The organism is Nitratireductor indicus C115, from assembly GCF_000300515.1.
In the GTDB taxonomy this organism is placed as follows: domain Bacteria; phylum Pseudomonadota; class Alphaproteobacteria; order Rhizobiales; family Rhizobiaceae; genus Nitratireductor; species Nitratireductor indicus.
Genome location: NZ_AMSI01000010.1, coordinates 91,989 through 115,205, shown reverse-complemented (window position 1 = coordinate 115,205; position 23,217 = coordinate 91,989). Strand labels below are relative to the sequence as shown.

Here is a 23,217-nt window from a genome sequence, read left to right as displayed (position 1 = left end):
GTCGCGGATTATCGTTGGCAGGCTCAGTCGCCTGCCAGCCGGTAGCCAAGGTAGCGCTTGGAATCGATCGGGTCGTAACCCAGCTTTTCACGCAGTTTCTTGCGCAGTTTGCTGATGTGGCTTTCGACCACGTTCTCTTCGACGTTCTCGTCGAAGATACCGTAGATGGCGTTGAAAATCTGGGTCTTGGTCACGCGGCGGGTCGGGTTGCCCGCCAGATATTCCAGGATGCGGCGCTCACGGCGCGGCAGAGGCAGCACCTCCCCGTCGACCTCGGGATCGCGTCCGTCGAAATAGATGCGCATCTCGCCAACCTGCGCATAGGTTGCCGCGTCTTGCTGGGCCCGGCGGCGGATCGCGGTGATGCGGGCAAGGATTTCACGTACATGCACCGGCTTGCGCACGACGTCGTCGACGCCCCATTCGAACATGCGCAGTGTGTCGTCGAGGGAATTGCGTTCGCTGAGCGCGATCATCGGTGCGGGAGATCGTTCGCGAATGCGTTGTGCGGAGATGTTGCCTTCCTCGCACTGCCCCAGAAGAAAGGCGCTGACCGCCTTCAATTCGTCTTCGGCAACGGTTTCCACCCATTCGCCGAATTCACGTGGCGCAAACCCCGCGCTTGCCACGCCTTCCCTGTTGAACAGCGAGTTGTACCCCTCGGTCACCAACTCACGCTCGTCGATCACAACAATCACCGGCCGCCCTCCGAATCACTTGATGTTTCAAGAGGTAACTGGTCGGGCGAATCAGGCACAACCGCAATTTTTAAGGAATCATAAATAGGGAGTCGGGCAGACTCCGGTGGAAAATCCAAAAAACAATCATTGGTTGCAAAAATTGCGCGCTTCCGGGGTCCAGTTTCCGAAGCCGGTCGCGACCATATTTGTGATGACGCGGCAGATGTAACGCTTCTGCGCGGGATCGTTGTCGGGCCCCGCGTGATAGCGTGCGACCGCCATCGACCACGAGCCGTGACGCTTCTTCAGATCGACCAGAAAGCGGGCGGCGTAGTCTACATTGCGGCGCGGGTCGAGCATGGCGCGCAGGTTTGCAAAGTGGCTTGCATGATAATGATGGTTGATCTGCATGCAGCCGAGATCGATCAGTTTGGCGCCGCTTTTGCTTGCAGTTTCGAAGCGGGCGATGGCTTCGTTTGCAGTCCGCGCGAAAACGGCTTTTCCCTCTATGTTGAGAGCATAGGGCTGAAGGCTTCCTTTCACGCCGGTTTCCGTCAATCCTACGGCGTATAGTATCCCTGCGGGCACGTTGTAGCGTGCAGCCGCACGCAGAATTTCACCCTCGCAGGCATTGCCTGCGGCAAGGCTGTTGGTTGCCAAAATCAGGCTAAATATAGAGGCCGCTGCCAGACGTTTCTGCATGCTCACGCGTTCCCTTTGCCTGGCCGCCGCGTTCGTCCTGCGAGCGCTCACCGCCGGTTCCCCGAGACTGGCTGTCGCCCTGACCTTCGCTCGTCGACTGGAAGGCGCTGTCGCGACCGGTGTGATTGCCGGCCATGTTGTTTTGTGAGCTTGCCGCGCTCTGCTGAACGGTCACGCGGTCGATGTCGTAACCGAGTGAGCGGAGCGCCTTCACGATTGCGTCGCTGTCGTTTCCGAGCCTATGACGCGCTTCGGCGTTCTCGACCTGCAAATCAACCGAAAGTTGATCTGCAACCACACGAAGGCGAGCCGTCACCGGGCCAAGCTCGGCAGGGTGCAGTTCAATTTTCAGCGTATGAAGCACGCGCCCTGCTTCAGGTTGATGCGGTTGTTGAAGCTGGGTCGCCTCGGGTGCTGCCGATTTTTGTACGGCTGGGTCGGCTGCCGTTGCCGGTGCCGGCGCGCGCTGGATCGAAACCACGCGAATGTCGGGTTGCGGCGCGCCGTCCGTAGCAGGTTTTGCCTCATTTCCCGGGCGGGCAAGCGGATCGACAGTCTTTGAGGCCTCAGCCGGCTTTTCTGTCTCCCGCGCGGCGCGGGGTGCAGCGGGCTCCGCGCTCTTTTCTGCCGTGTGCTGTTGTTCGCGATTGAGTGCGGAAACCGGTGCCGCACGTTCGCGTGCGCGGTCATTGGCTCGCGGCGCTGGATCTTCGGTTGAGCCGATATGCTCGCCCGCCTTTGAATGCTCTGCCCCGCTTTCGGATGCCTGCGGTGCCGGGACCGTGGTCGGCGGCTCTGCATTGTCCGCCGCATTTCTGGCTGTCTCCGAGGTTTGCTTCGGCAGCCGGTCGGGCGTTTCATCCGCAGCATCTCCGTCTTGGGCGGATTGCGGCAGGTCCGCCTCTTCGGCCTTAGGTGGGGTGGGGAGGGCATCGACCGCTTCCGCTTTATCCTTATCCTGTTTCGGCCGGTTGCCTGCAGATTTTGCGGCGGCGATGCTTTTCTTTTCGAAATCGTGGGGCAGGGACCAGCCAACCGGTTTCCAGGGATCGGCGGCGTTTTCTGCATTGGGCTTTTCGCCCGCGTTCTGCTGCGGAGCGGCCTGCCGCTTCTCACTGGCAAGCGTGTCCCTGAAGCTTGTTGCCTCGCCGGGCATGTCCTTGCGCCCACGCGCGGCGTGGTCGGCGCCCTGCGGTTTGACGGGAAGCGTGTTGGCAAGACCGGCGTTCATTGGGTGTTTTCCTTCTCAAGCAATGCGTCGATTGCCTTCAGCTTGTCACGCGTTTCCTGGACGTAGGTATCCTGCTCGCCCGTTTCGGGGGCAGGGAGGGCAGCGCGGCGCAGCGGTTCCATTGGCGCAGGAGGCATTTCGGCAACGGGTTGGACCGGAAATTGATCCGGGTTCTCCTGAAGGGGTTCGGCGGTGGCCGGCTCCTCCGCGGATGTCGAGAGCCCGTTGTCCGGGACCGCTGCGGTTTCCTCGGCAGCTGCCGGCCTTGTGAGAACGGCGCGAGCGACAGCCTTTGCCGCGTCGAGAAGCTCACGATCCCTCACCGAAAGGCGGCTGCGGTCTATATCATTGAGCGCGTCGAGCACGTCCTCCACATTGTCGGAGGTGACGGAGGCCATGTTCGCGTACAGGATCGCGCGCGGATCGGTACCGTCATTGCCGAGATCGGCAAATTCCTTGGCTTTGCGGGAGGCGAAATCCAGCAGAGGATCATGCCCTTCGATCGCGGCGCTGCGGGCCAGCCGCAGGTAGATCACGCGCGATTGTTCATTGGTCATCTCCGCGGTCACTTCCTCGACGGCCGAGAGATCGATCGTGCCTGCAAGCGCCACGATCCCTGCTACGAAGGAATTGGCGAACTGGCTTGCGTAAGGAGAATGCAGAAAGCGGCGGACATATTGTTCCGATGCGCGGATGAAGCGAGGCGCATCCTGCAGGGCTGCGGCGATGCCGACGGTCCTGCGAAGGGCGGCTTCCTCGATCAGTGTGCCTGGGCTCAGGAGCCGGGCGTCATCGAGCAATTGCACTGCCTTTGCCGGCTCGTCGGCGGACAGCACGGTCGCTGCGACAAGTGCCAGAGGCGCTCCCAGTTCCGGGTCGAGCGCCATCGGATCGGCCTTGCTCATGGTCGCGCGTGCGCGTGCGAAATCGCCGCTCGCATAATCGGCAATCGCCCGGCCAAGCTCGGCCTGGAAGCCTTCGAGCGGAAGCGTCGGCAGCAAAGTGTCGAGCGTTCGGGGGTTGCCACCGCTGAGGCCGTAGACAAGCAGGGCGCGCAGGTTCTTCGGATCGTCGAAATCTTCCGGGCCGGAACCGGCCAGCCCCTGATCTATGACGCCAAGCAGCTTCTGTTGAAGCGGCAGCGCGGCGTGGTCGCCATTGGCGATGCGATCCTGCAAAACCTGCAGCGAGCGCACCATCTGATAGGGCTCGAGTTCCGTTGTCTTGCCGGGGCTGCCAAGAAGCACGCCCGCCGTCGCCATGGCAGCGAAGGGCAGCCAAGCTTTCATCGCGGCAGTTCCAGCAGGATTTCGATGCGCCGGTTGGCGCTCGCATAGGGGTCTTCAGGTACTTTCAGCTTGCGGTCCGCATAGCCCGCGACCTGATTGATGCGCTTCTCATCGAGCCCGCCGCGCACCAGCATGTAATAGGCAGCCTGTGCGCGGGCGGAGGAGAGGCGCCAGTTGTCATAGGTCGCGCTGCGGAACGGGCGCCCATCCGTATGGCCGCTGATCTTCACGGCACCCTGTTGGTTCGCGAGCACCTGGCCGATCTTGTCCATGGCGAGAACAAGTTCCCGGTCCGGCACGGCGGAGCCTACGGGGAACATGCCGTGCTCGAGGTCGTCCGTGATGGAGATGACGACGTTTTCCTCAGCCGCGACCACGGTGACGGAACCGGCGAGAGGGCTTCCCTCGAACTGGCGTGCCAGTTCCTCGCGCATGGCAGCGGCGATTTCTTCCGAACGTGGGGCGGCGGGGGTGGCTGCCGCCGCTTCGGCAACAGGGGCTTCCTGCTTCTGCGGTTCAGCTTCTGCGGGCTTTTCTTCCTGCTTCAACGGTTCGATTTCAGGGACAGGTGCGAGAGCCACGGTCGTTTTGCTGCTTTGGCCAGCTTCAACCTGTTCAGCCTTGTCCTGCGATGGTTCGGTGGTGCGCTCAGCCGGAGGGTTGGCGCCTTCATCCTGCTCCAGTACCTCAAGGCCGGCAACCTGCTGCGACCAGAAATCGGGCGCGAAGGGATCGCGGTAGGATTCTCCTCCAGACGCACCGGTCGAGGGACCTGCCTCATTGGCGCCGCCGTCGCCACGGCTCGAAATATTGGCCTGCCTGCCGGTTTCGGAAGCAATTTCCGCCAAGACCGAAAATGGATCGGCGAACAGACTCTCGTCGGAGAACTCCCGGGTTTCTGGAACAGTGACGGCGTTGTCGGCGTCTTCGGGAAGCGATGATTGGTCGCGGTTGCTGGAGGGAGTGCTTTCGCCTTCTTGCGGCAGGCTCTTGTCCTGCTTCACTTCACCCGGAACCGTGCCAATCTCCTCGATACCCTTGGAGCCGGTGCTGCTATCGACCAGCTTGACGGGATTGAAATAGCTGGCAAGGGCGGCCTTTGTCTGTTCGGTGGATGCATTGACGAGCCACATCACCAGGAAGAAGCACATCATGGCAGTCATGAAGTCGGCGAAGGCGATTTTCCACGCGCCACCGTGATGGCCGTCTTCCTCGTCGCCGCCGCCACGCCGGACGATGATGATCTCTCCGGAACGCTCGTTGTCTTCCGCCAGGCTCATGCGATCAGTCCGTTCAATGCGTCCGACCATTCCGTCAGGCGCGTCTCAAATAGCTTTTCATCGATGGACAGGCTGATGTCGAAACCCGGCCCTTCCGAGAAATCCACATGGTCTGCCTTGGTCCCGAGGCCCGTCTTCAATGCTTCCCAGAGAAGGGGGGCGCCGATTAAGCGGATACGGACGCTTTCGCGGTCATCGAGCGCTTCGCGAATGATGCGCTCGAGTTCGGCGATGGATTTCTTCTGGAGGTCCTCGGTGAGCACAACGCCCAGAATTCGAGCGGTGGTTTCGGCGGTAAGGCCGATGACCTGCTGTTCCAGCTCATCGAAACGCTGCTGCACGAGCCTTGCGGCATCTTCGGCCAGGCTCCGGCGCGCTGCCGCAAGCTCTTCGGCATGACGCGCCTCGATCTCCGCGACTGCTGTTTCATGGTCCCTTGTCAGCCGCTCGACAATGGCGGCTTCATTGACCTCTTGCCGCTGCTCGAGTGGCCGGGTCTGAACCTCCGGTGGTGCAGTCGGCGCGTGCGGCAGAGGCGTGGCGAGTGTCGAAAAGGTGTCGTCCTCCGGCAATTCCGGCAGGGATGGCGCCGGAGCGCTGAAGTCCGGCAGCACATCTATGAGGGCGAGGGCCGGCGGCATCACGTCGCCTCCGCCGCGCCGCGCGACCATTTGCGCAGAATATCGGCGGAACGCTCTTCATTGAGATCGACGATCCGGGCCAGTCGTTCCTGCGGGTTTGGCTTGATCTTCAGACGATGGGTTCCATAGGTTTCATCCTCGTCGAAATCGGGGTCGCTGTATTCATTGGCCAGAAGCGGTGCATCCTGGCCATGGTTCGGCAGGGTATGCTGCCCTTCATCGGCTGAGGTTGCGGCGTTTTCAAGCTGGGCCGGTCGCATCAGGGTGGCCGTCATCGGGCGCAGACCGAACCAGGTGACGAGGAAGGCGACAAGCACAAAGGCGGCGGCATTGATCATAGTACCGGCCTGCTTGGTCAGGCCGTCCAGGATGCCAGCTTCGGGAGCTGGAGCCCCGTCGAGACCGTCGATGAACTCGACTGCGGTTACATTGATGATGTCGCCGCGCTCCTCATTGATCCCGGTCGCAGATGCAACCACTTTCTGAATCTCGGCGATGCGGGCGCCGATCTGCTCGGGGGTGGGGTTCTCACCGAGGATCTGCGCCAGGCGGGCCCTGTTGACCACGACCGCGATGGACATCTTGTCGATGGAATATCCGTTGCTGGTGGTCGCGATGCGCTTGGTGTTCAGTTCGTAATTGGTGGTTTCCTCACGCCGCTCGCTTTCCTCGGTCGATTTCGGACCGGCGGTCGCGCCGGTCTCATCCTCGGGGAGGTTCTGAGCAACGGAGGTGGGCTGAACAGCCGTCTCGCGGTTGGCACTGTCGGAGGAGCGGACAACCTGAACCGAGCGCTCGACGCGGGATTTCGGGTCGTAGATCACTTCCTCGATCTGCTGGGCATCCGTGTTGACGTCAGCCTTCACGCTGGCGCGGAAGTTCTCAGGCCCGAGATAAGGGGTGAGCGCACGACGGATATTTTCCTCGATTTGCGTTTCCACCGTGCGTTCGACACCGATGGAGCGCTGTGCCGTGCTGTTGGAGGGGTCGTCGCCGGCTGCCAGCAGGGTTCCCGCGGAATCGAGAACCGTCACTTTTTCCGCATCGAGACCGGGAACGGCAGCTGCCACCAGATAGCGGATGGAAGCGGCAGCGCGGGTGGCGTCGAGGCTCGAAGCGCGGATCACAACAGATGCCGAAGGTTGCCTTTCCTCGGTGCGGAACGTGCCGCGCTCCTGCATGACGATGTGAACGCGGGCGGCCTTGATGCCTGAGATGGACTGAATGGTGCGTGCGATTTCGCCTTCCAGAGCGCGAACGCGGGTCACCTGCTGCATGAAGGTGGTGAGGCCGAGCGAGCCGACATTGTCGAAAAGCTCGTAACCGGCATTGGTGCTGCTGGGCAGTCCCTTTTCGGCAAGCAGCATGCGGGCCTGCGCGGTCTGGCCGGCTGGCACGAGCACCGAAGTTCCATCGGAAACCACATCGAAGCTGATGCCGGCTTCTCCCAGCACCATGCCGATCTGGTTCACATCGGAACGTTCAAGCCCCACATAAAGCGTCTCGTATGCGGGACGGTTGAGATAGGTCGCACCTGCCACGATCACGGCCATGACGAGCGCGAGAACTCCGCCCATCAACGCCAGACGGCGCGGTCCGAGGCTCTTCAGGTTTTCAACGACGGTCTGAATTTGCTCAGGCAACGGCCCAATGCTCCCATTCGAATGTCGAAGGCAGCCTATGCGCCGAAGCTTGTGCGAAAATGAAATGGGGCCACGAGGGCCCCATCGAAATTTGGTTTGGCGGGAATGCCCTATTTGAACAGGGCCAGGATGCTCTGGGCGTTCTGGTTGGCGATGGACAGGGCCTGGATGCCAAGCTGCTGTTGCACCTGAAGGGCCTGAAGGCGGGTCGATTCCTCGTTCATGTCGGCGTCGACAAGCTGGCCGACGCCGCGCTCGATCGAATCCATCAGGTTCGAAACGAAATCTTTCTGCAGGTCGAGGCGGGTCTTGGCGGCACCGAGATTGGCGGCGGCGTTGGAAATGTCGGAGAGAGCGGTCTCGATATCCGTCAGGTAGCCATCGATATCGGCGTCGGTGCCGTTGGTCACGATATCGATCAGCATGACGTCGTCTGCGATGCCGCCCGGAAGACCGCCGGCCGCGAAAAGCTTGATGCTTGCAAGGTCGATGGAGATCGTACCGACGGTAACCGTGCCGGTTGCCGAGCGGTTGTAGGAGGCGACGACCTCCATGGTGCCGGTGTCGTCGGTCGCCAGGATGTTTGTGCCGGCATAGCTTGCGCCGGTTGCCGAGCTTTTGATCTGATCGAGGAGAATCTTGATTTCTTCCTGGATCTTGGACTGGTTTTCAGCGCTCGCGCCGCGCGCGGTGACAAGCTTGGCCTTGATGGAATCCACTGCGCCCAGCGCATCGTTCATGGCGGTGTAGGCGGTGTCGATCTTACCGGCGCCGAGGCCCAGCGCATCCTGAACGGCAGACAGAGCCTTGTTGTCGGAACGCATGGTTGTGGCAATCGACCAGTATGCGGCGTTGTCACTCGCCTCGGCCACGCGATAACCGGTCGAGATGCGCCCCTGGGTCACATCCATCGCCTTGTTCGTTGCCTTGAGGCTCTGCAATGCAACCATTGCGGAAGTGTTCGTCATAATGCTGGCCATGAGCCCAACCCCTTTGCTTGCCGCTACCCTGACCGCCGCCAAATGACCTCAGGTTTATGGTTAAGCATGAGTAAGTTCTTATGGTTAACAACGTTTTAACGAGAAGCTTCCCTTGGTGGCAAAAAGAAAACCGGGCCACCCTTGCGGGCGACCCGGTTCATGGTCTCAACTCCGGCCCTGAAGGGCCGACTGTTCTTAGCGGAACAGCGAGAGAATGTTCTGCGAGTTGGAGTTGGCGATCGACAGGGCCTGAATGCCCAGCTGCTGCTGGACCTGCAGGGCCGACAGACGGGCCGACTCTTCGTTCATGTCAGCATCGACCAGCTGGCCAACGCCGCGCTCAATGGCGTCGGAAAGCTTCGAGACGAAGTCTTTCTGAAGATCGACGCGCGACTTGGCGGCACCGAGCTCCGCAGCCTGGTCTGCGAGAGAGGCAAGAGCCGTCTCGACAGTGCCAAGAGCGGTGTCGATGGCCGTGTCGGTTACTGCAGCACCCGATGCATCGAAGAAGGTCGAAGCAACTACGGTTGCAGCGCTGCCGGCAGTGCCGGCGGCGTCGAGAACGAGAACGTTCGCACCGGTGAGCGTGACTTCATCGACCGTTACGGTCGTGCCAACGCGGTTGTAGGACGCAACGATGTTCACATCCGCGTTGTCCTGGATGATGTTGGAGCCGGCATAGTTGGAGTTGCCGACAACCGACTTGATGTGAGCCTGAAGCGTCTCGATTTCGCTCTGGATCTTCTGCTGGTCTTCCTGGGAAGCGCCGCGAGCCGTCACGAGTTTCTGTTTGATCTTGTCAACAGTATCGATCACTTCGTTGATGCCAGTGTAAGCCGTGTCGATCTTACCTGCGCCGAGGCCCAGAGCATCCTGAACACTGGAGAGAGCCTTGTTATCCGACTTCATCGAGGTCGCGATGGACCAGTAAGCGGCGTTGTCGGAAGCTTCCGCCACGCGCAGACCCGTAGAGATACGGTTCTGAGTGGTGGCCATGTTCTTGGAGATGGTGTTGAGGGTCTGCAGCGCGGTCATTGCCGACGCATTGGTCATCAGACTTGCCATGGGATATACGCCCCTGAACTAGAAACAAACTAGGGACATACCGGGCTTTACCGGTACTGCGGGAATGGCATCATGCCCTTGAACAACTACAACGTTCAGCCCGCCGTGCTTGCGAGCATTTATGGCGGGCAAATCCTACCAAAAGGATAACCTGGAACGACGTCTCAAACTTTTTTGCTGGCTTGGCAATAAGGTGCCCTCCGGCGGGATCAAACGACCGCCGGGCTCCTCCGCGTTCCTCATTCATGCAGGCTCCGCATGTCTCCCGGAACCGGTTCCCATTTCTGCCAGATATGCGTTATGCGAAAGAGCGGACGAGACTGCCTACAAGCAAATTCCAGCCGTCAATAAGCACGAAGAACAGTATCTTGAAAGGCAGGGATACGACCGTCGGCGGCAGCATCATCATGCCCATGGACATGGTTATGGTGGCGACGATCAGGTCGATGACCAGAAACGGCAGCACGACCAGGAACCCGATTTCGAATCCGCGTCTGATTTCGGAAATCATGAAGGCAGGGACCAGAATGCGCAAATCCGCTGTCTCGGCGGTCGCGTCGATATTCCCGCGTTCGGAGGCGAGATCGGCGAAGAGGGCGAAATCCTTTTCCCGCACATTGTTGACCATAAAGCCACGAAATGGTGCGGAGATGCGCTCAAGCGCCACCTGTTCGGTGATCTCATTGTTCATGAGCGGGCGCACGCCATCGGCCCAGGCACGGTCGAAGGTCGGCGCCATCACATAGAAGGTCATGAAGAGAGAAAGGCTGACCAGAATGAGGTTTGCCGGCGTGGTGGGAAGGCCCATGCCCGCGCGCAGGATCGAAAAGGCGATCACGAAACGGGTGAAGCTCGTCACCATGATCAGGATGCCCGGCGCAACCGACAGGATCGTCAGCAAGCCGAACAGTTGGATGATCGTGCCGACGGTCTGGCCGTCGCTGCTGGTGATGGCGCCTAGATCGATGGTCTGGGCCATAGCCATGCCGGGAACGAGCATGGCGATGAGCGTGAGGAGAAGGAGTCTCATTCGAAAAGCAATGCCCGGAACAAAATCTTGTCGACGGTGCCGCCGCTGCGAATACGCGCGCGCTCCTCGAGGTCGGATTTAAGGTGCTGGAAGCCGCTTGGCGTTTCCACCTGGCGCAGTTTCAGGGTGCGCAGATAGGCGAAGAGGTCCTGATGGATCGTCTCGGCGACAGCGGTGTCGACCGGACCGTTGAAGACAAGCGAAAGCTCGGCCCGCATCCAGACTTCGCTGGGCTCGGCCATGTTCGTGGTGATGGGCTTCAGGTCCACTACGTTGGATGGCCCGTGCGCAGGCGCGCTTTGAGGACTCGCATGGCCGGTGCTGCGGGCTGCGGCAGTTTCCTGCGCGCCGCTTGCCATATGTTCGAGATAGCTGCCGGCGAACCATGCAGCACCCGCCGCCAAAGCCGTGATGCCAAGAAGAAGCACCAGCTGGATGGCAAGCGAGGGGCCCTTGCTTACGGTGCTTTGTTGTTCGAGCAGCGCCACGATCGATCAGGCTCCAGAACCGGCTAGAAGGGAAGAACGGTGTCGAGGAACTGCTGCCCGTAGGGCGGCTGCTGCACCTCGGTCAGGCGGCCACGGCCACCGTAGGAAATCCGGGCTTCCGCGATGCGTTCATAGGAAATGGTGTTCTCCGGTCCGATGTCGCTCGGGCGGGCGATGCCCTCGATGGTGAGAATCCGCAGTTCGGCGTTCACGCGCACTTCCTGCGTGCCGCGGATGCGCAGATTGCCATTGCTCAGCACCTGGGTCACCACGGCGGCGACGCGCAGGCGGATATTCTCCGAGCGCTCGGTCGCGCCGCTGCCGGTCGTCGAGGTTCCCGAGCCGATCTGACCTTCGGCGGCAGCAGAAGAGCCGGCGCCACCGACCGAGTAGGAACCCGACAGGCCGAGATTGCGGCTGGCGTCGCGGGAGCGCTTGGAATCGTTCTTCAAACGGGCCTTGTCGTCGATGTAGATTTCGACGGTCAGAATGTCGCCGACATTAAGCGCACGCGGATCGGTGAAGAGCCTGCTCTGGCGGTCGTCCCACAGCGAATAGCGCGAGGTCACCGGCGCCGGGCGCTTGGGATAATTGTAGGCAGCCATCATTTCCGGGTCGATGCTTGCGCCGACCGGGGACAAGGAGGGTTCCTTGTTGATTTCCTTCAGGCTCTGCGAGCAACCGGCAACCAGGAGCAGCGGCAGAATGAGCAGGGGCCGCGTGGTCATGTGGGATCCTCCGGGCGTGCCGCGCTGGCGATGATGTTCGTCAGCGTGGCGGCCGATTTGCTGTTCATTTCATTGAGGATGACGCCGGCCGTGCGCGGTTCGAGCTTCATCAGGATGGCCGCTGCGAGTTCGGCTGGCACTTCGGCAAGCCGTTCGGCTGCCGCATCCGGGCGCATATTGGCATAGATATCGATGATGCCGGCTTCGGCCTTGGCGAGGAATACCTTGCGGCGCTCGAGCCATTCTTCATATTCCGTACGCTTCTGCTCCAGCGCGGCGATGCGGTCGTCCACGTCTTCCTTGAGCTTCTTCAGCTCCATCGCCTGCATGGAATAGCGCCGGTCGCGGGCGGCATCGACCACGTTCGAGCAGAAGCGCTGCACCTCGTCCTCGCTCATGCGGCTCGGATCGTCGGCGGCCATTGCGTGGAACGGCAGGGCCTGCGTGAAAAGAATGAGGCAGGCAAAGGCGCCGGAGCCGATCTTTCTGGGAAGCTTTGCGGAAACCTGCATGATCGCCACCTATTGCACCACGAGTTCGGCGTGGAGCGCGCCCGCGGACTTGATGCCCTGCAGAATGGCGATGATGCCATCCGGCTTGACGCCAAGCCTGTTGAGGCCGGCCACCAGCGTTTGCAGGTCGGGGCCGTCCAGAAGCGCGACATTGGCGTCGGGTTGATTGGCCTCGATCTGCGTCATGGGTTCGATTTCCGTCGTGCCGCGCGAGAAGGGTTCGGGCTGCACGACACGTGGCATCTCGGTGATGCGCACGGTCAGAGTTCCATGGCTGATCGCTACGCGGGAGATACGGACGTCGTTACCGATCACCACGGTGCCCGTCCGCTCGTCGATGACCACACGGGCAGGTGCGTCGGATTCCACCATCAGATTTTCGATCTCGGCATAGAAGCGGGCAAAGGAGACGCCCTTTGGCCGGCTGATGCGGATCGTGCGGGAATCTTCCTCGGCGGCAAGGCGCCCGCCAAAGCGCTGTGTCGTGTATGTGTTGATCGCATCGGCAACGCGCACTGCGGTGGAAAAATCCGCATTGCGCAGCTGGAGGATCAGCGTTGCGCTGTCGGAGAGGGAGGCTTCCACCTTGCGCTCGATGATCGCGCCATTGGGCACGCGGCCCGCGGTGGGAACACCCTGGGTCAGCTGTTCGGCCTGCCCCTGCGCGTTGAAACCGGAGACGATCACGGGGCCTTGCGCCACGGCATAGATTTCGCCGTCCGCCGCACGCAGCGGGGTCATGACCAATGTGCCGCCGGCCAGCGAGGTCGCGTCGCCCAATGAAGAAACGTTCACATCGATGCGGGCACCCGACTGGACGAAGGGTGGGAGATTGGTCGTGACGATGACGGCGGCAACGTTCTTGGCGCGGGCCCGGCCGCCTTCCGATGCGATACCGAGGTTTTCCAGCATGGCGCGCATCGACTGTTCGGTGAAGGGCGAGTTACGCAGGCTGTCGCCGCTGCCTTGCAGCCCGATGACGAGGCCGTACCCGACGAGCTGGTTGTCGCGCGCGGCCTGAAGGGTGGCGACGTCCTTGATGCGCGAGGCAGCACCGGCAGGCTGGACGAGGCCCAATGCCAGCGTTGCGGCGACAAGCGTATGGAACAGGAAACGAACCATCATATCGAGCCGACCTTCACGGAACCGTCGGCAAGCACCATGCCCATGAAGGTGCGGCCGCTATCGGCGTTCCGAAGGCGTATCATGTCGCCTGCCGAACCCGATTGGAGCGGAACGGCACGGATCGAGATGGTGAGTGCACCCTCCGCAAAGGTCACCGTCACTGGGGTGCCTGTCTCCACCAGATAGGGATCGCGCACATAGTTTGTCGGAATGAGCCTGCCCGGCAAAAGGGTGCGTCGGGCGACCTTGCCGTCGACATCCTCCATCATGCGCGCGATGGCGCTGCCATCGCGTGGGGGACGGCGCAGCAGGATCTCGTTCAACGCATCTGGCGTGATGGTCTCGCCGGGATAGATGACGCGCGTGGCCACAACCGCCTGTTCTTCCGCTGCAGCCGGCGCCGTCACGGCAGCGAGGGCGCCGAGTACGAGGAAAAACGCGATGAGGGGGCTGTGCCGTTTCACTGGAGCTACCGTATGGACTGGGTGACGGTGGCGGCCATTTCGTCGGCCGCGCGGATGACCTTGGAGTTCATCTCATAAGCGCGCTGGGCGGATATCAGCTCGGTAATTTCCTTCACCGGATCCACGTTGGACGATTCGAGATAGCCCTGTTCGATCGTTGCGAAGCCCGGATCGCCGGGCACGCCCTGGATGGCGGCACCGGAGGCTGCCGTTTCCCGGAAGAGGTTGTCGCCGATCGGATCGAGGCCCGCCTCATTGGCGAAATTCGCCAGGGTAAGCTGGCCGAGTTCCTGCAATTCGGTCTGACCGTCGATGCGGGCATAGATCTGCCCGGACTTGTTGATCACGACTTCCAGCGCATCGTCGGGAATGACGATGTTGGGGGACACCGTGTAGCCCTGAGTGGTGACGAGCTGGCCGGTCGCGTTGGTGTTGAAGGAGCCGGCACGCGTGTAGATCGGTTCGCCATCGGCGCCATCGATCACGAACCAGCCCTTGCCCACAAGCGCCACGTCGAGCTTGTTGTCGGTATTGGTGAGGGGGCCCTGAATATGCAGGTTGCGCACAGCTGCCGCCTTCACGCCCAGACCGACATTCGCACCCTCGGGAACGATTGCCTGATTGGCGCGGCTTGGCACGCCCTGCATGCGCTCCGTCTGATAAAGCAGATCGGAGAATTCGGCGCGGGCACGCTTGAAGCCGGTGGTGTTGATGTTGGCGATGTTGTTGGCGATCACCTCGAGATTGAGCTGCTGGGCGCTCATGCCGGTGGCCGCGATGGAGAGGGCTTTCATCGGTCAGTCTCCTCAGATGGCCATGCGGCTGATTTCGAGATAGGAGGTGATGAACTTGTCGCGGATGGCGATGGCAGCCTGCAGTGCCTGCTCGGCCGTCATGACGGCATCCACCACTTCGCGCGCATCGGCTTCGCCCTGAAGCGCTTTCAGCGAGACGCTTTCAGCGTGGCCAAGCTTGGCGGCCGTGTTGGCCGCGGCCTCACCCAGCATGGCGCTGAAAGATTCGCCGATTTCGGACGTCGCGACCGGGCGCGCCGCCTGAAGGCCGGTCGTGTTGGTCAGAGTGGAGGGGGCAATCGTGCCGACGGGTGGGATCATGTCTGGCTCCGCATCAAATCAATGGTCATGGAAATGAGTTCGCGTGCCTGCTTGATGACCTGCAGGTTCGCTTCGTAACCGCGATTGGCCTCGCGCATGTCGGCCATCTCGATGAGTACGTTCACATTGGGCATTTTGACGTAACCGGCCTCATCGGCGGCCTCGTGGCCCGGATCGAACTCAAGGGTGAAATTGGAGGGATCGTTGGCGACGGAACCGATTTCCACGACGCTGCCGCCGATTTCGCGGTCGAGTTCGGCCACGAAGCTGATGGTCTTGCGGCGATAAGGGTCGCCCCCCGGTACGTCGCTGGTCGAGCGCGCATTGGCAAGGTTTTCCGAGACGACCTGCATGCGTTGGGACTGGGCTTCCAGCCCCGATGCGGCAACCTTGAGCGATGCGGAAAGCGGATCCACGGCTTATCCCCTCGATACGTTCATGAGCATGCGATGAAAGGCCTTGACGATGGCCGTGTTCAGTTCGAACGACCGGCGCACTTCGCCAGCGCTGACCAGTTCCTTTTCGATGCTGACGGTGTTTTCGGACGGCAGAACCGCGGGATCGCTGGTGCTATCCACCGCAAAGGCGGCATTGGTCGCGCCGATGCGCAGGTGATTGTCTGCTGTGCTTGTCAGGGACACGCGGGTTCCGTCCAGAACCTTTTCGAAAGGCTCGACTTCAAGGGCCTTATAGCCAGGGGTGTTCACGTTGGCGACATTGCTGGCCACGGTCGTCTGGCGGACGGAAAGCCACTTCGCCTGCTGGGCGGCGATGTCGAAAAGATTGATGGGCTGTACCACGGCTTTTCCCGGTCTTGTCGATCAGATTGCCGTTACTTTAGGTCGCCAGTCTTGTGCGGGCCTTGCGTGTCGCTCACCTTTGCCGTGGAGGCACTGATAATGAGGTCGTCCGAGGTCAGAATTTCCCAATGACCGCTCCGCTGCCTGATGCGGGCAACCCGGCTGCCATCGGGCAGGGAGGAGCCTCGCTGGACAATCCAGTAGCCATCGTCGTCCTCGATCATGGCGCGCCCGTTTGCAGCGCCGATCAGGCGAAAGCTGCGCTTGTCGCCCGGATAGGGCTGATCCTCGAATGTCGCGATGGCGTTGCTGCCGATGGCACCGGTGGCGCTGTAGTCGAGTTCCGAGAGCTCGATGATGCTCTGGGGAATGCGCATCCCTACGAGTTCGGGAAGGTTTGCCGGACGAGGACCGGAGGAGACGCGTTGCCCCTCGAAGGTCATCGGGCGGACGCCGAAATCCTGCTGGTTGAAGAAGATGTACCAGGGAAACAGCGCGCAGACTGCAGCGAGCGTCACGCCGCCGATCATGATCACCCAATCCCCGCTCTCGCCGGAGGGGCGTTCGATCTTCGGTTGCACGCGTTTGCGTGGGATATAGCCCTTGCGATTGGGCGGTTCGTAACCGACGCCGGGCAGCGCGCGCTGCGTCGTTTCGGAACGTGAACCGTCGGGCATTTCCAGGCTTGCCAGCTTGACCTTCATGAGGCTGGTTCTCCGGCTCTCAGTTTCATCGCGAGATCGGCAAAGGGATCGGACGAGGGCGGGTCGCCGGGCGATTGCTTCAGCGCGTCATAGATGAGGGGTACCTGGCGCACGGCCTGATCGAGATCGGGATCGACACCGGCCTGATAGGCACCCAGAAGACGTATGTCGCGCGTATCCTCGAAGCGCGACAGCATTGCCCGCAGGCGCAGGACCAACCGCTTCTGATCGGGCGACCAGGCGCGCTCGGCCAGTCGCGATATGGAGGCCAGCGGGTTGACCGGCGGATAACGCCCCTGCTCGGCAATCGAGCGGTCGAGCACCACATGCCCGTCGAGAATGCCACGGACCGCATCGGCTACCGGATCGTTGTGGTCATCGCCGTCAACGAGGACGGACAGGATCGCGGTGATTGAACCGCGGCCTTCCTCGCCGGGGCCAGCGCGTTCCAGAAGACGGGGCAGTTCGGTAAAGACGGAAGCGGGATAGCCACGCGCGACTGGCGGCTCTCCGGCGCCGATGGCCACTTCGCGCAGGGCATGGGCGAGGCGGGTGATCGAATCCAGGATCAGCAGGACCTTGTCGCCCCGATCGCGGAAATATTCGGCAATGCGCATGGCCGTATCGGGTGCGCGTCGGCGCATCATGGCGCTTTCGTCGCTGGTCGCCACGACGGCAACCGATTTCGCCATGCCCTCCGGGCCAATCGTGTCTTCCAGGAATTCGCGTACCTCGCGGCCGCGTTCGCCGACGAGCGCGATTACCACCGTGTCGAAGGCCCTCGCATTGGCGAGCATAGACAGAAGCGTCGATTTGCCGACGCCTGAACCGGCAAAGACCCCGAGCCTCTGGCCGTGGCATAGCGGCGTGAAGATATCGATCACGCGCACGCCCGTCATGAAGGGGGCGGAAACGCGCTGACGCTGCATGGCCGGTGGTGTTGTGGACGGCGCTGTGGTTGCAAGCGGCCCCGGCATCGGGGCGGGCTTACCGTCGGCTGGACGGCCCAGAGCATCCACCACGCGTCCGCGCCATTGGGGGCCGGGGGCAAGACTGACGGGGCCGCGGTTGAACACCGCTTCGCCAAGGCCAATCTTTCCTCCCTGGTCGAAGGGCGCAACGAGAACGCTGTCCTCCATGATGCGCACGATCTCGCCGGCGCCCATGCCTGGCTTGCCCTTGCAGGACACCATGTCTCCCAGACGGGCGGAACCGGAGAGGCCGCGCACGCTGTAATGCGTGGGCTGGACTTCGCTGATGCGTCCGCCATGGTTCAACAGGAAGCGCTCGTCGAGGGCGATGCGGCCATAGGCGTGGCCGAGCGCTTCCAGCGCCGGCATGACGCTGGCGCTGGAAACGGGGGCAGGGGTCTGGGGTGGATGCGTCGTCATGCGCCGAGTAACTTGATCGCGTCCTTAAGGGCCGTGTCGCTGTCGCTCATCAGGGCGGTTACCTGTTCGAACGTGCGCTGGACCTGGATGAGGTTCATCATTTCGTGGACCGCGTTGACGTTGGATTCCTCGATGAAGCCCTGGGCGACACCGACATCCGGCTGGTCGATCACGGGCTGCGCGTCGGTGGCGACAAATCCGGAATTGCCGAAGCGGGCGTAATCCTGGGAGGGCGTGAAGGAATAGAGGCCTATGGCGCCGATCAGCCTTCCATTCTGGCGAAGCGATCCGTCGGCGCTGGCTTCGGGAGGCCCTGCGAGCGGATCGAGCAGGAGTGGCGCACCGCCCGCATCGAGCACCGGATAACCCTCGACGGTGACCAGCTCTCCCGTTTCACGTATGCTGAAGCGGCCGTCGCGCGTCACCACCGTCCCGGCAGGCGTATCTATCGCAAACCATGCGTCGCCCTGAACCGCGAAGTCGAACGGGCTCTTGGTTTCGCGCAGGCCGCCATTGCGCGTGTCGACGGAAGCGTTGCCGGGTGCTGCGAAGGAGACGGATTCGGGGCCAAGCCCGTTGACGATATCCTTGAAATTCACCGACGTGGCGCGGAAGCCGGCCGTGCCGGCATTGGCCACGTTGTCGGCAAGCGTTGCCAGACGCTTTTCAAGCGCGACCTGCGAGGAAAGGGCGACGTAAAGTCCGGTCTGCATGGAGCTGTGCTACCTCTTCATTTGCGCGATGGTCAGCAGCATGTCGGTCGAGATGCCGTATTCGGCCGGCTGGGTGAAAAGCGCGGCAATAGAGGTCTGGAGGGAGCTTGTCGGGTTTTCGATCTCCCACATGGTCGTGAAGCGCTTCAGGAAATTGTCGAGCTTCTCGGGATCGGCGAAATCGGTGAGGTCGACACGCTCCTTGATCATCTCGACCTGCTTGTCGATGTCCGCCTGAGCCAGGGAGGAAGGGAATCCGAGCGCTGTGCGAACGACCTGCGCCAGCGCCTTGTCGGCGAGAATTTCGTAGTAGGAGGTGAGTGCGGGTGCCTTGCGCTGGAAATAGAGCGCAAGCCGTACACCTTCGTTCTGTTCGCCGGCGTTCTCCTCGAGGCTCTGGCGCACATACTTCTCGACCGTGGGGGACAAGGCGATGTTGTAGGTGGTGGTGTCCTCGCCGTAGCGGGCGAAATTGAAGGTCGTGGCGAGGGCTGCGAAGCGTTTGTCCTCAAGCTTGTTGGCCGGGCTGTCGGCATTGTCGATGCCGCCTTCAAGCACTTCCTTGATGGTCTGCTTGCTGACGGTGTCTTCCGTTGTGAAGCCGTGGGCGAGCATGGCCACGCTCAGGAGCCGGTTGTCGGCAATGAGATCGTCTGCGGATTTAACGTCGACGATTTTCGACAGGTAGTAGTTGATGTCGTCGAGGAGCTGGGGGTCGTTGGTGCTGACGCCATTACCAATGGCGACACTGAGATATTTGTCTATGGTGCCGGTCTGGGCCGGAACGTAACTTGTCGTGGTCGCACCGCCGGCAACGAAATTGTAGGTGCGGGCGAATTCGACATAGCGCTTGTCGGTAAGCTTGTTGGCGAAGCTCTCCGGATCGCTGATGCCTTCCTCCAGAACCTTGACCATGAAGGCTTTCGCATAGGCCATGTCTTCCAGCCCGTGGGCCTTCATGGCGTAGCGGAAGAGACGATCGTCCGAAACGAATTCCTCGATCGACGTCACCTTGCCAATGTTCTCCTGGTAATACTCGGTCTCGCGCTTGATCATCGGTTGCGACTGGATGCGTTCCATCGAACTCGATAGGTCGCGCGTTATCAGGTTGAAGCTCAGCAAGGTGTTCATCGGGGCGCAGTCTCCGCCATCATTGGTGGAGGCAGAGTAATTCGCCAGTCTTGCGCGAGGCTTTCGGTTCCCCGCACGGGCATTCAGCCTCACACAAGGCAGGCGCGCTACGACGGAGAAAAGGCCAATGGAAGATGGCGGGTTAGATGGGCATTATTATCGGATTGGTGGTGACGCTCGGCTGCGTGATCGGCGGCTTCATGGCGATGGGCGGACACATTGATGTGCTCATCCAGCCATGGGAAGCCGTGATCATCTGCGGTGCGGCGTTGGGAACGTTCCTGGTGGCAAATCCCATGTCCACCGTGAAGGACACGGCCAAGGCCTGTGGCGAGGCTCTCAAGGGCGCGGTTCCGAAGGAAACGGAATATCTGGAGACGCTCGGTGTCCTGCACAGCCTGATGCGCGAACTGCGCACCAAGTCGCGCAGCGAGGTCGAGGCTCATATCGACAATCCTGAAGAGTCCACGATCTTCCAAGCCTATCCGACGGTTATCAAGAACAAGGACCTGACGAACTTTATCTGCGATTATTGCCGCATCATCATCATCGGCAATGCGCGGCCCTTCGAGATCGAGGCGTTGATGGATGAGGAAATCCAGACCATTCGCCGCGACAAGCTGAAATCCTACCATGCTCTGGTCGCCATGTCTGAAGGCCTGCCGGCGCTCGGCATCGTCGCGGCCGTTCTCGGCGTGGTAAAGGCCATGGGCGCTATCGACCAACCGCCGGAAATTCTGGGCGGGCTGGTGGGCGCGGCCCTTGTGGGAACCTTCCTGGGCATCTTCATGTCCTATGCGGTGGTCGGCCCCATTGCGACCAAGATCAAGATCGTTCGCGAAAAGAAGAACCGTCTCTATGTCATCGTGAAGCAGACATTGCTGGCCTACATGAACGGATCGCTGCCGCAGGTGGCCCTGGAGTTCGGTCGCAAGACGATTTCGGCCTACGACCGTCCGTCCATCGATGCCGTCGAGCAGAGCACGATGAATCCCGGTGGCGGTGCGGAGAAGCAGGCGGCGTGATGCGAATGCGTGAATGGAAAGGCAGCCACAGATGGCGCTGACCGACAATCCCGAACTGATGCGTGCACTGGTCGTCGAGCGGCTGGTGGGTGCCACGGGCGAGCCCCATCGCGTGATCGAGGCGGCGCGTGCCTGCGCGACGCGCGCGCTTGCGCCGGTGCTTGACGCATTTCACGACAAATTCGCTTCACCGATTGCCGTCGACATACTCGATATCGAGATCGTTCGTCTTGCCGAGCTGAAGCCGGAGGAAAACTGCTGCGACGCTCTTGTCGTGGTGCCGGCGGAAATTTCTGGCGATGCCCTTTCGATGCGGCTTAACCCGCGTGCCATCTCCATTCTGGTCAGCGCCTTGTTCGGCGGGGATCCGGACCTGCCGGCCGCACCTATCGAAAGGCCACCATCCGCAATCGAGCGGGATGTGGCAGCGCTCGCCTTCGAGGCTTTTGCCAAGGCGCTGAACGGCACGGGCAGCAGGTCCCTGGGGTTGCGCATGCCTTTGTCCAAGTTGCAGTCGGGGCTCGATTTTCGCCGCTTCGTGGTGCGTGATGGTCCTGGCGTGCGGGTGCGCTTCTCGCTTGGCGGAGAAGAGAGCGGCGGCGTGCTGACGGCATGGATGCCGCAAAGGCTTATCCTCGAAATGCGCACTGCCGGACCGCAGGACAAACGTGCGGGCGATGCCGAAGCCGCCGACTGGACCCATCGCTTCAATGACGAGGTGATGCGCTCGACGGTGAAGGTGAAGGCGACCATCCCCCTGATCAGCATGGCGCTCGGCGAGCTTGCCTCACTGCATGAGGGACAGGTGATCGAATTCGACGACGGCAATCAGCCGGAGGTTCGTCTGGCCGTTCGCGACAGGGATGTGTTCCTGTGCGATTTCGGCAAATCGGGACATCACTACACGGTCAGGATCAAACAGCCCTTCGATGCCCGCAAGGATGTCGTTGAAGGTTTGCTGGCGCTTTAGGCGCCGCAGGATGCGGTGAAGGAGACAATCATGAGCACTGCCGAGCCCACGCCGCAACAGGACGGCGACGAGGAACTCAACAAGGCCATCGAACAACTCAAGGACGTGTTGCACGAGGAAGCGCCGCGGGGAACGGGTTCTGCCGAGGCAGGCAGCGCCAACCATGACCTCATCATGGGTATTCCCGTGGAGGTGCAGATCGTGCTTGGCACGGCGGAGATGCCGGTTTCGCAACTCATGGCGTTGAAGAAGGGCTCGACCGTATCGCTCAACCGGCGCATCGGCGAACCCGTCGAGATCGTGGTCAATGGCCGGCGCATTGCGCGTGGCGAGATCACGCTGGTCGATGACGATCCGTCGCGTTTCGGGGTGAAACTGACCGAGATCGCCGGTGGCGAGTGATTTTTCGGAAGATTGGCGGGAGAAGTTTCGGCGATGACTGAGATGTTGACCTTGACGCAGCCGCAGAAGGCGGCTGCCATTCTGGTGGCGATGGGCAAGCCTTCCGCAGGCAAGCTGCTTAAATTCTTCAAGCAGGATGAGCTCAAGGCCCTGATGGACGGGGCGCGGCTTCTGCGCACCATTCCCCAAGCCCAGCTCGAGGCAGTCGTGTCCGAATTCGAGGCGCATTTCACCGAAGGTGCGGGCCTTCTGGATTCTGCCGACAGCATGGACACCATTTTGACCGAAACGCTCTCCGAAGAGGAAATGAACCTCCTCATGGGGCGCGGCAATCCTGAAACGAACAATGCGGAGGAAGTCTGGCGGGAGCTGGAGAAGCTTGAGCCGGAGCGGCTCGTCGAAATTCTTTCCGATGAGCACCCGCAAGTGCTTGCCGTCATCCTTGCCAGCATTGCGCCCTCGTCGGCGGCAAAGGTTCTGGTCATGCTCGACAAGACGCTGCGTTCTGCCGTTCTCAGCCGTATGGCTTCAACCGGCGACATGCCGGCGCCGGCCAAGAAGCTGATCGAAAAGCGCCTCGGCGATCTGCTTGTCTCCATGCGCAATGGACGCGATTCCGGCGCTGGCCTGACCCGTGTCGCGAGCCTGCTTAACGAGCTCGACAAGTCGCAGGCCGACGAGATGATCCATGAATTGGAACTCGCGGGCAGCAGCGATGTGGACGCGATCCGTTCGCAGCTCTTCAGCTTCGAGGAAATCGTGCTTCTTTCGCAGAAGGCGCGGGTGGCGCTCTTCGACGGGCTTGCCGCCGACATGGTCACTCTTGCCCTGCGCGGAGCGGACATGGATACGGTGGACGCGGTGCTGTCGGCGCTCGGTCAGCGCACGCGCCGAATGATTGAGGCAGAGCTTGCAGCCGGCAATGACGATATCGCCATGGACGCTGTGATGGATGCGCGCAAGCGCATCTCGTCCTCGGCCGTTCAGCTTGCCCAGCAAGGTGTGTTCGAGCTGCCGGGCATGCAAAAGGCAGCCGCCTAGGCCGAAGCATCGTTTCGTGGAAACACGACCCCGTTTCGATTGAAATTGCTCCAGCTGGCGGGCGCAC

General features: G+C 61.5%; 27 protein-coding genes. 4 read left to right on the top strand and 23 right to left on the bottom strand.

Annotated elements, in window-relative coordinates; all coding sequences use genetic code 11:
• Positions 1 to 23 precede the first annotated feature (23 nt).
• The 23 genes from NA8A_RS15285 to NA8A_RS15175 all read right to left on the bottom strand — a co-directional run bounded on the left by NA8A_RS15285 (position 24) and on the right by NA8A_RS15175 (position 19,712).
• Positions 24 to 698 (bottom strand): response regulator transcription factor, encoded by a 675-nt coding sequence (locus NA8A_RS15285; protein WP_009451235.1) that lies wholly within the window; start codon positions 696 to 698, stop codon positions 24 to 26.
• Between the two features lie 126 nt (positions 699 to 824).
• A complete protein-coding gene (locus NA8A_RS15280; RefSeq protein WP_009451234.1) occupies positions 825 to 1,382 on the bottom strand; it encodes a transglycosylase SLT domain-containing protein in 558 nt (185 codons plus the stop codon).
• Complete coding sequence (gene fliK, locus NA8A_RS15275) at positions 1,348 to 2,613, bottom strand: flagellar hook-length control protein FliK (RefSeq protein WP_009451233.1); 1,266 nt, start codon at positions 2,611 to 2,613, stop codon at positions 1,348 to 1,350. The genes NA8A_RS15280 and fliK overlap by 35 nt, the downstream gene beginning before the upstream one ends.
• Positions 2,610 to 3,902, bottom strand: a complete 1,293-nt coding sequence (locus NA8A_RS15270; RefSeq protein WP_009451232.1) for a chemotaxis protein — start codon at positions 3,900 to 3,902, stop codon at positions 2,610 to 2,612. Before NA8A_RS15270 ends, fliK begins: the two co-directional genes overlap by 4 nt.
• The gene (locus tag NA8A_RS15265) at positions 3,899 to 5,182 is read right to left on the bottom strand and encodes a MotB family protein (RefSeq protein WP_009451231.1); all 1,284 of its coding nucleotides are present in this window, start codon (positions 5,180 to 5,182) and stop codon (positions 3,899 to 3,901) included. The genes NA8A_RS15270 and NA8A_RS15265 overlap by 4 nt, the downstream gene beginning before the upstream one ends.
• Entirely contained in the window at positions 5,179 to 5,823 is a 645-nt protein-coding gene (locus NA8A_RS15260) for a hypothetical protein (protein ID WP_040672783.1), read from the bottom strand. The genes NA8A_RS15265 and NA8A_RS15260 overlap by 4 nt, the downstream gene beginning before the upstream one ends.
• The gene (gene fliF, locus NA8A_RS15255; RefSeq protein WP_009451229.1) at positions 5,823 to 7,466 is read right to left on the bottom strand and encodes a flagellar basal-body MS-ring/collar protein FliF; all 1,644 of its coding nucleotides are present in this window, start codon (positions 7,464 to 7,466) and stop codon (positions 5,823 to 5,825) included. Before fliF ends, NA8A_RS15260 begins: the two co-directional genes overlap by 1 nt.
• A 110-nt stretch (positions 7,467 to 7,576) precedes the next feature.
• Positions 7,577 to 8,446, bottom strand: a complete 870-nt coding sequence (locus NA8A_RS15250; protein ID WP_009451228.1) for a flagellin N-terminal helical domain-containing protein — start codon at positions 8,444 to 8,446, stop codon at positions 7,577 to 7,579.
• A 195-nt stretch (positions 8,447 to 8,641) separates the two neighbouring features.
• On the bottom strand, positions 8,642 to 9,511 hold the full coding sequence (locus NA8A_RS15245; protein ID WP_009451227.1) for a flagellin N-terminal helical domain-containing protein: 870 nt from the start codon (positions 9,509 to 9,511) through the stop codon (positions 8,642 to 8,644).
• A 298-nt stretch (positions 9,512 to 9,809) separates the two neighbouring features.
• Entirely contained in the window at positions 9,810 to 10,541 is a 732-nt protein-coding gene (gene fliP, locus NA8A_RS15240) for a flagellar type III secretion system pore protein FliP (protein ID WP_009451226.1), read from the bottom strand.
• On the bottom strand, positions 10,538 to 11,029 hold the full coding sequence (locus NA8A_RS15235; protein ID WP_009451225.1) for a flagellar basal body-associated FliL family protein: 492 nt from the start codon (positions 11,027 to 11,029) through the stop codon (positions 10,538 to 10,540). Before NA8A_RS15235 ends, fliP begins: the two co-directional genes overlap by 4 nt.
• A gap of 23 nt (positions 11,030 to 11,052) precedes the next feature.
• Positions 11,053 to 11,757, bottom strand: a complete 705-nt coding sequence (gene flgH, locus NA8A_RS15230) for a flagellar basal body L-ring protein FlgH (RefSeq protein WP_009451224.1) — start codon at positions 11,755 to 11,757, stop codon at positions 11,053 to 11,055.
• The gene (locus NA8A_RS15225) at positions 11,754 to 12,269 is read right to left on the bottom strand and encodes a MotE family protein (RefSeq protein WP_040672779.1); all 516 of its coding nucleotides are present in this window, start codon (positions 12,267 to 12,269) and stop codon (positions 11,754 to 11,756) included. Before NA8A_RS15225 ends, flgH begins: the two co-directional genes overlap by 4 nt.
• Before the next feature lie 9 nt (positions 12,270 to 12,278).
• The gene (locus NA8A_RS15220) at positions 12,279 to 13,394 is read right to left on the bottom strand and encodes a flagellar basal body P-ring protein FlgI (RefSeq protein ID WP_009451222.1); all 1,116 of its coding nucleotides are present in this window, start codon (positions 13,392 to 13,394) and stop codon (positions 12,279 to 12,281) included.
• Complete coding sequence (gene flgA / locus NA8A_RS15215; protein WP_009451221.1) at positions 13,391 to 13,858, bottom strand: flagellar basal body P-ring formation chaperone FlgA; 468 nt, start codon at positions 13,856 to 13,858, stop codon at positions 13,391 to 13,393. Before flgA ends, NA8A_RS15220 begins: the two co-directional genes overlap by 4 nt.
• 5 nt (positions 13,859 to 13,863) lie before the next feature.
• The gene (gene flgG, locus NA8A_RS15210; RefSeq protein WP_009451220.1) at positions 13,864 to 14,652 is read right to left on the bottom strand and encodes a flagellar basal-body rod protein FlgG; all 789 of its coding nucleotides are present in this window, start codon (positions 14,650 to 14,652) and stop codon (positions 13,864 to 13,866) included.
• Between the two features lie 12 nt (positions 14,653 to 14,664).
• Positions 14,665 to 14,973 (bottom strand): flagellar hook-basal body complex protein FliE, encoded by a 309-nt coding sequence (gene fliE / locus NA8A_RS15205; RefSeq protein ID WP_009451219.1) that lies wholly within the window; start codon positions 14,971 to 14,973, stop codon positions 14,665 to 14,667.
• On the bottom strand, positions 14,970 to 15,389 hold the full coding sequence (flgC, locus tag NA8A_RS15200; RefSeq protein ID WP_009451218.1) for a flagellar basal body rod protein FlgC: 420 nt from the start codon (positions 15,387 to 15,389) through the stop codon (positions 14,970 to 14,972). Before flgC ends, fliE begins: the two co-directional genes overlap by 4 nt.
• Before the next feature lie 3 nt (positions 15,390 to 15,392).
• A complete protein-coding gene (gene flgB, locus NA8A_RS15195; RefSeq protein ID WP_009451217.1) occupies positions 15,393 to 15,773 on the bottom strand; it encodes a flagellar basal body rod protein FlgB in 381 nt (126 codons plus the stop codon).
• A gap of 32 nt (positions 15,774 to 15,805) precedes the next feature.
• Positions 15,806 to 16,477 carry a hypothetical protein gene (locus NA8A_RS15190; protein WP_009451216.1) on the bottom strand — a complete coding sequence of 224 codons (672 nt, stop codon included), beginning with the start codon at positions 16,475 to 16,477 and terminating at the stop codon, positions 15,806 to 15,808.
• Positions 16,474 to 17,868 (bottom strand): flagellar protein export ATPase FliI, encoded by a 1,395-nt coding sequence (fliI, locus tag NA8A_RS15185; RefSeq protein ID WP_009451215.1) that lies wholly within the window; start codon positions 17,866 to 17,868, stop codon positions 16,474 to 16,476. The genes NA8A_RS15190 and fliI overlap by 4 nt, the downstream gene beginning before the upstream one ends.
• Positions 17,865 to 18,581: a flagellar basal-body rod protein FlgF gene (gene flgF / locus NA8A_RS15180; RefSeq protein WP_009451214.1), complete on the bottom strand. Its 717-nt coding sequence runs from the start codon at positions 18,579 to 18,581 to the stop codon at positions 17,865 to 17,867. The genes fliI and flgF overlap by 4 nt, the downstream gene beginning before the upstream one ends.
• A gap of 9 nt (positions 18,582 to 18,590) precedes the next feature.
• A complete protein-coding gene (locus NA8A_RS15175) occupies positions 18,591 to 19,712 on the bottom strand; it encodes a DUF1217 domain-containing protein (RefSeq protein WP_009451213.1) in 1,122 nt (373 codons plus the stop codon).
• A 146-nt stretch (positions 19,713 to 19,858) separates the two neighbouring features.
• Between NA8A_RS15175 and motA the strand changes: the two genes are divergently transcribed.
• Genes motA through NA8A_RS15155 form a run of 4 tightly spaced genes read left to right on the top strand, consistent with a single transcriptional unit; the run spans position 19,859 to position 23,150 of the window.
• Positions 19,859 to 20,737, top strand: coding sequence for a flagellar motor stator protein MotA (motA, locus tag NA8A_RS15170; RefSeq protein WP_009451212.1), 879 nt, complete (start codon positions 19,859 to 19,861; stop codon positions 20,735 to 20,737).
• 13 nt (positions 20,738 to 20,750) lie between these two features.
• Positions 20,751 to 21,707 carry a FliM/FliN family flagellar motor switch protein gene (locus NA8A_RS15165; protein ID WP_240532800.1) on the top strand — a complete coding sequence of 319 codons (957 nt, stop codon included), beginning with the start codon at positions 20,751 to 20,753 and terminating at the stop codon, positions 21,705 to 21,707.
• Between the two features lie 30 nt (positions 21,708 to 21,737).
• Positions 21,738 to 22,109, top strand: coding sequence for a flagellar motor switch protein FliN (gene fliN / locus NA8A_RS15160; RefSeq protein WP_009451210.1), 372 nt, complete (start codon positions 21,738 to 21,740; stop codon positions 22,107 to 22,109).
• Positions 22,110 to 22,142: 33 nt separating this feature from the next.
• Positions 22,143 to 23,150 (top strand): FliG C-terminal domain-containing protein, encoded by a 1,008-nt coding sequence (locus NA8A_RS15155; RefSeq protein ID WP_009451209.1) that lies wholly within the window; start codon positions 22,143 to 22,145, stop codon positions 23,148 to 23,150.
• Positions 23,151 to 23,217 lie beyond the last annotated feature (67 nt).

What these genes read in the sequence shown, in the direction of transcription:
- NA8A_RS15260 (WP_040672783.1), bottom strand. Translation starts at nt 5,823, where the DNA reads ATGCCGCCGGCCCTCGCCCTCATAGATGTGCTGCCGGACTTCAGCGCT.
- NA8A_RS15280 (WP_009451234.1), bottom strand. Translation starts at nt 1,382, where the DNA reads ATGCAGAAACGTCTGGCAGCGGCCTCTATATTTAGCCTGATTTTGGCA.
- NA8A_RS15270 (WP_009451232.1), bottom strand. Translation starts at nt 3,902, where the DNA reads ATGAAAGCTTGGCTGCCCTTCGCTGCCATGGCGACGGCGGGCGTGCTT.
- NA8A_RS15245 (WP_009451227.1), bottom strand. Translation starts at nt 9,511, where the DNA reads ATGGCAAGTCTGATGACCAATGCGTCGGCAATGACCGCGCTGCAGACC.
- NA8A_RS15225 (WP_040672779.1), bottom strand. Translation starts at nt 12,269, where the DNA reads ATGCAGGTTTCCGCAAAGCTTCCCAGAAAGATCGGCTCCGGCGCCTTT.
- motA (WP_009451212.1), top strand. Translation starts at nt 19,859, where the DNA reads ATGGGCATTATTATCGGATTGGTGGTGACGCTCGGCTGCGTGATCGGC.
- NA8A_RS15250 (WP_009451228.1), bottom strand. Translation starts at nt 8,446, where the DNA reads ATGGCCAGCATTATGACGAACACTTCCGCAATGGTTGCATTGCAGAGC.
- NA8A_RS15265 (WP_009451231.1), bottom strand. Translation starts at nt 5,182, where the DNA reads ATGAGCCTGGCGGAAGACAACGAGCGTTCCGGAGAGATCATCATCGTC.
- NA8A_RS15175 (WP_009451213.1), bottom strand. Translation starts at nt 19,712, where the DNA reads ATGAACACCTTGCTGAGCTTCAACCTGATAACGCGCGACCTATCGAGT.
- flgF (WP_009451214.1), bottom strand. Translation starts at nt 18,581, where the DNA reads ATGCAGACCGGACTTTACGTCGCCCTTTCCTCGCAGGTCGCGCTTGAA.
- fliN (WP_009451210.1), top strand. Translation starts at nt 21,738, where the DNA reads ATGAGCACTGCCGAGCCCACGCCGCAACAGGACGGCGACGAGGAACTC.
- flgG (WP_009451220.1), bottom strand. Translation starts at nt 14,652, where the DNA reads ATGAAAGCCCTCTCCATCGCGGCCACCGGCATGAGCGCCCAGCAGCTC.
- fliP (WP_009451226.1), bottom strand. Translation starts at nt 10,541, where the DNA reads ATGAGACTCCTTCTCCTCACGCTCATCGCCATGCTCGTTCCCGGCATG.
- fliK (WP_009451233.1), bottom strand. Translation starts at nt 2,613, where the DNA reads ATGAACGCCGGTCTTGCCAACACGCTTCCCGTCAAACCGCAGGGCGCC.
- NA8A_RS15220 (WP_009451222.1), bottom strand. Translation starts at nt 13,394, where the DNA reads ATGATGGTTCGTTTCCTGTTCCATACGCTTGTCGCCGCAACGCTGGCA.
- fliI (WP_009451215.1), bottom strand. Translation starts at nt 17,868, where the DNA reads ATGACGACGCATCCACCCCAGACCCCTGCCCCCGTTTCCAGCGCCAGC.
- fliE (WP_009451219.1), bottom strand. Translation starts at nt 14,973, where the DNA reads ATGATCCCACCCGTCGGCACGATTGCCCCCTCCACTCTGACCAACACG.
- NA8A_RS15165 (WP_240532800.1), top strand. Translation starts at nt 20,751, where the DNA reads ATGGAAAGGCAGCCACAGATGGCGCTGACCGACAATCCCGAACTGATG.
- flgH (WP_009451224.1), bottom strand. Translation starts at nt 11,757, where the DNA reads ATGACCACGCGGCCCCTGCTCATTCTGCCGCTGCTCCTGGTTGCCGGT.
- NA8A_RS15155 (WP_009451209.1), top strand. Translation starts at nt 22,143, where the DNA reads ATGACTGAGATGTTGACCTTGACGCAGCCGCAGAAGGCGGCTGCCATT.
- NA8A_RS15190 (WP_009451216.1), bottom strand. Translation starts at nt 16,477, where the DNA reads ATGAAGGTCAAGCTGGCAAGCCTGGAAATGCCCGACGGTTCACGTTCC.